This window comes from Streptomyces sp. PA03-6a (assembly GCF_033792765.1).
GTDB lineage: Bacteria > Actinomycetota > Actinomycetes > Streptomycetales > Streptomycetaceae > Actinacidiphila.
In genome coordinates this window covers 1-4,970 of the sequence record NZ_JARAVK010000413.1, presented here as the reverse complement: position 1 = coordinate 4,970, position 4,970 = coordinate 1, and the positions used below count along the sequence as shown (strand labels likewise).

Annotated in this window: 3 protein-coding genes; 2 read left to right on the top strand and 1 reads right to left on the bottom strand. The window is 59.0% G+C overall.

Annotated features, from left to right (window positions below):
- The first annotated feature begins 745 nt into the window (after nucleotides 1–745).
- Nucleotides 746–1,861: a substrate-binding domain-containing protein gene (locus PV350_RS44380; protein WP_500339044.1), complete on the top strand. Its 1,116-nt coding sequence runs from the start codon at nucleotides 746–748 to the stop codon at nucleotides 1,859–1,861.
- 87 nt (nucleotides 1,862–1,948) lie between these two features.
- The gene (locus tag PV350_RS44375; protein ID WP_500339043.1) at nucleotides 1,949–3,370 is read left to right on the top strand and encodes an FAD-dependent oxidoreductase; all 1,422 of its coding nucleotides are present in this window, start codon (nucleotides 1,949–1,951) and stop codon (nucleotides 3,368–3,370) included.
- 898 nt (nucleotides 3,371–4,268) lie between these two features.
- Here PV350_RS44375 and PV350_RS44370 read toward each other — a convergent pair.
- A partial coding sequence (locus PV350_RS44370; RefSeq protein ID WP_500339042.1) for a transposase occupies nucleotides 4,269–4,970 on the bottom strand: 702 nt, incomplete at its 5' end.

Sequence of the window (4,970 nt, the reverse complement as noted above, 5' to 3'; positions counted from 1 at the left end):
CAGCCGGTGGCCGTTTGTCTATGCGGGCACCAACCCAGACGCCGGAGCAAACCCCCGCATCAGGTCCAACCCGCTACACCACTTCCAAGGACGCAACCCCGTAGCCGGCGCCCCTGCATCCAGCGGGCTATTTCGACAAGACGGATTCATGTGGTCAAATAGCTGCTTACTGTACCAGCCAGAGGTTGCGATACGCGGAGGTCGGGTCCGCCGCGCCTTGACGCTTAAGTTCTATGATCATGGCGCTTTGCTTCAATATTTGCACCGTACGTTTCGCTATTGTGGCACGCATCTTTCGGGTGGAATCCGTGCGACATCCTCCGCTTTCGCGATTTTTCGTGGACTGCAAAAGGCGTTTCGCGCATACGTGTATTGATCCGACTGGGTTTCTGGTTCGCGTATTTTGCCAGCGAGGGGATCTTGTGCGCTCATCATTTGAGTGCCTAACATCTATAGGTGCACTCCTTGTGATGCTAGGAAATGCCACGCCCAGTCGAAACGTCGACGAGCGCAGCGCGCGCGATCGCTCTTCTTAGCAGCGACAGTGAGCGGGGTAACTAGCTCTCGTGTGGTACCAGCCTCCGGGTGTGAAAGCAAGTGTCGGCGAGACGCTTCCTGAGATGGCTTACGTGGTCATGATCGGGAATTGTAGAGCCGTACAAGTGGCGTTTTGTAATCCTGTGAAAATTGCCACATCAGGGTGGTCTCCATAGGCGCGTCGGGCAGAAATTGCAATAACTTGCCGATGCCACGTAGAAGGATTGACATCTTGCGTTCCTTGAGAAGTGTTTACGGGCGTTCGGCGGTGCCGGCTGCCATTGTTCTTCTAGCCATGTGCTGCACCGCCTCGTGTGGCAATGGTTCTGACGAGAGCCGGGTTTCCGTAGGTATATCAATGCCGAGCAAGGCTCAGACGCGTTGGGTGTCCGAGGGCGAGAGTATGGCCAAGGCATTCACGGATTCGGGATATACGGCGCATCTAAAATTTGCAAATGAGGACGCTGGGCTGCAAGCCGAGCAAGTCCAAGCCATGGTAGACCAGGGCGACAAGGTTCTGATCATCAGCGCCGTTGACAGTTATGAGCTCGGGGATGTGCTGAAGGTTGCGTCAAGTAGGGGTGTAAAGGTCATTGCCTACGACCGACTTCTGATGGGCACCAGCGATGTGGACTATTATGCCAGCTTTGATAATTACAAAGTTGGGCAGCTCCAAGGAAACTACATTATAAATAAGCTCGGGCTCAAGGAAGGCGCGGGCCCGATTAATGTTGAATTGTTTGCGGGAGATCCCGATGACAATAATGCTGGAATTTTTTATAACGGATCCATGGATGTTTTGATAAAGTGGATCAGGAACGGGAAAATCGTTGTCAAAAGTAACAATATCCGCACCAGTCAAGTGACAATTCTGCACTGGAGCGGTGAGGATGCCGAAGCTACGATGGCGACCCGTTTGCGTGAACACTATGGCTCCGCCGAGGTTGACGCAGTTCTTTCCCCCTATGACGGCATCTCACGCGGAGTGGTCAAAGCCCTTACGGACGATGGCTACGGCTCGGGCGACAAGAAGATGCCGCTGGTGACTGGCCAGGACGCTGAGGTTGACTCGATCAAGGAGATCATCGCAGGCAAGCAATCGATGACGGTTTTCAAGGACACCAGGAAGCTGGCTACCGTAGCCGTAGATATGGCAGAAGCGATCATCAAGGGTGGAAAGCCGGTCGTCAACGACACAGAGCAGTACGACAATGGCAACAAAGTCGTTCCCGCTCGTCTTCTGGAGCCGGTGGTGGTCGATAAGTCCAACTACAGGAAGTTGCTGATCGGCTCCGGCTATATCAGCGATTCGCAGCTGCGGTGAGTATCTACTCCACGTGAGCCGCGGGTCATCGGTCTGGCGAGTGGAAGCGATTCCTTTTTCAAGCGCGACAAAAAGAAAGGTATCCATATGATTCATGACAGCGATACGCCCCGCCTCGGGCGGCGAAGTGTTATGGCTGCGGCAAGCATGGGCGCAGTAGCGGCGCTGACGAACGCTATCGTTGGGGCTGAGCGAGCAAACGCTTCCGTGACCGACCGTTCGCGGCAGCGGGTCGTGATCATTGGCGGCGGTGTCGCTGGTGTCGCGAGCGCCTGGCTGCTCGACGGGCAGCATGACGTGACACTGCTGGAGACAGCTTCCCAGTTGGGAGGTCACGCAGCCAGTCTCCCCATCGATACATCCCAGGGCCGTAGGGTGATGATCGACATGGGCGCGCAATTCTTCGGGCCTGCATCGCACCCAATTTACAATCAACTTGTAACGTCGGTTCTCCAGGTGCCTACGGTACCGAATCAGTTAGACAACACCGTCATTCAGTACGGTGTGCCAACTCCCGTCATGGTGTCACCTAGCATTGACCGGCCAATTACCAACGTTCTGCAGTATCTGCCTGCTTTGCAGGCGGTGGCGGAGTTGATGGGCAGGGCAAAGGATCTAGAGACCCGCAGGGACTGGGACGTCACCGTTGCCGACCTCGTCGAGACGATGGGGGTTGACGAGGAGCTGAAGCAGAATTTCGTCTATCCCTACGTAGCCTCGGTGAACGGCGCCACGATCAGTCAGGTCAAGGAGTTTTCCGCGCGTGCGGCTTTGGCGCTTGCTGTCCGTCCGTTGGTTGGCGAGGGGGCTGAAGCGAGGACGGAATACGTCAATGCACGCGACGGGCTGCAAGCCGTTGTGGCGGCTATAGCTGACGAGTTCACCAACGTGACCACACTGGTGAATACGCGAGCTGTAGGACTTGCCAGGCAGGGGGGCCGGTACAGGATCACTGACGCCCGAGGACGGGTTCACCTCGCAGATCAAGTCGTGCTCGCCTTGCCACCCGAGCCTGCTGCAGCCTTGGTGGCCCAGATGCCCCATACTGACCCGCTCGTCCGTACCTACGGACGATTTCGCTACATGCCAGCTCGGATCGCGATCCACCAGGATCCCGTCTACATGCCGGCCTCGAAGGCCGACTGGTCATCCTTCAACATCACCCGCGATGGTGAGTACTGCGAGGCGTCGATCTCCTATGCACGGCTGCGTGGTGACGTCGACGTGTTCAAGAGCTGGGCGCTGCACCGCCGTGAAGAGCCGAAGCAACTGCTAGCCAGCATGGATTTTCGTCATCCGATACTGACGCCAGACTTCATCCGGGCACAGGCGGTGCTGCAACGCCGTAACGGCAAGGATGGCCTGTGGTACGCAGGCAGCCATGTTTTCGATGTAGACAGTCAGGAGAGCGCACTCTATTCGGCGCTTACGATAGCGGCAACGCTCGCGCCAGGGTCAGCGAACCGAGCTCGATTTGGCGCGCTGCCAACATCACCCGCTGCCCCCTGATTGCTCGCCCGTTTGCCGGGTGTTGGTCCAGCCGATCACATGGCTACTCGATGTTCAGTCGCTGATGTGAACATGGGATGCAGCGTTCTGACTGCCGCAGAGTACCGACGGCTACGGTCGCCCTGCCGGTCAGCAACGGGCGCTGTGGTGTGGACCACCGGCAGGTGAGCGACGGCATTCTGTATCGGGTACAGAATGGTGTGCAGTTGCGTGATCTGCGGTTCGGGCCATGGAAGACGATCTGTGAACGGTGCTGTCTGTGGTGTGGCGGACGGGATGTGGGAGCGTCTGTTGCTGGTCCGAGCCGAGGCCGACGCGGTTGGGGAGAACGACTTGGGGTATCTCGGCGGACTTCACCATCATCCGTGCACATCAGCATGCCTTGGGCGCCCGCACTGATGTTCCGTCGGATCCCGCGACAAAGCCGCTGCGGAGGCGCTTACCAACTGCCTCTCACTTGAGCGCTGATGGCTAATGCTGCCCGTTGTCCTCGATCATCACTCGGGGACAACGGGTGGACTGGGGACGCCGGCCCAGATCCGCAGCGCCGAAGGCAGCACCTTTCCACCGATGGCTACCTCTCCGCTTGCGCTGGCCTCGCCACAGCGACCCGGAGTTCGGGCTCGGTGATCTGCGGGGAAACCCTACAAAACCAGAAACAAGCAGCTCAAATGGGCACTCTTCGTCTCTGAGTTCGCTGACCTCACCGACTCGGCATGCGGGGCATACGGCGGCATGAAGATCGCGTAGGTCAAGCACCGCACTCAAGCCCTGCACCGCCGCACGTAGGACCAACGCCCGCTTCGTGAGGCTCCATGATGGCGCTGTGTGAGAACCTCAACGGTCACGTCCGTGGGAGTGGTGTATCGACGGCCACTCGGTGATCTCTTCTTTGAGGCTAGGCGGTGAGTGTGGTGGGCAGGGCGGTGTCGTCGTTTCGTGACTCGATCGGGTGGAGGCGGGCTTTGGCGAGGAGGTCGCGGCCCATGTAGCGGCGGGCCTCGGTCCATTCGTCGTTCTGCTCGGCCAGGACCGCGCCGACGAGGCGGATCACGGCGGTGCGGTCCGGGAAGATGCCGACCACGTCGGTGCGGCGCCGGATTTCCTTGTTGAGTCGTTCTTGGGGGTTGTTGGACCAGATCTGCCGCCAGATCTCGCGAGGGAAGGCGGTGAAGGCCAGCAGGTCGTGTTGGGCTGCATCCAGGTGCTCGGCAGCCTTGGGGAACTTCTTGTCCAGGGCGTTCATGACCTGCTTCAGCTGGGTGTGGACTGCGGTGGTGTCGGGCTGTTCGAAGACCGTCCGCAGCAGCGTGGCCACCGACGGCTGGGCCGACTTCGGGACTTGCGAGAGCAGGTTGCGGGCGTAGTGGAGCCGTAAAGAATCAAGGTGTTGTCGTGGCCAGGAGTTCGGCTGCGGTGCGGTATCGGGTGGTTCCCGGTGGTGGCAGGTGGCCGCCTTGTTGGAGCAGGGGCCGCAGTTCTCGGACGACGTTGCCGATGGGGACCTGCTCACGTCGCCCAAGGCGTCGGCGAGGACATCCAGGGTGCACAGTTTTCGCAGGTAGATGAGGGTGACGATGACGCGCTCCTGGTTGCCTAG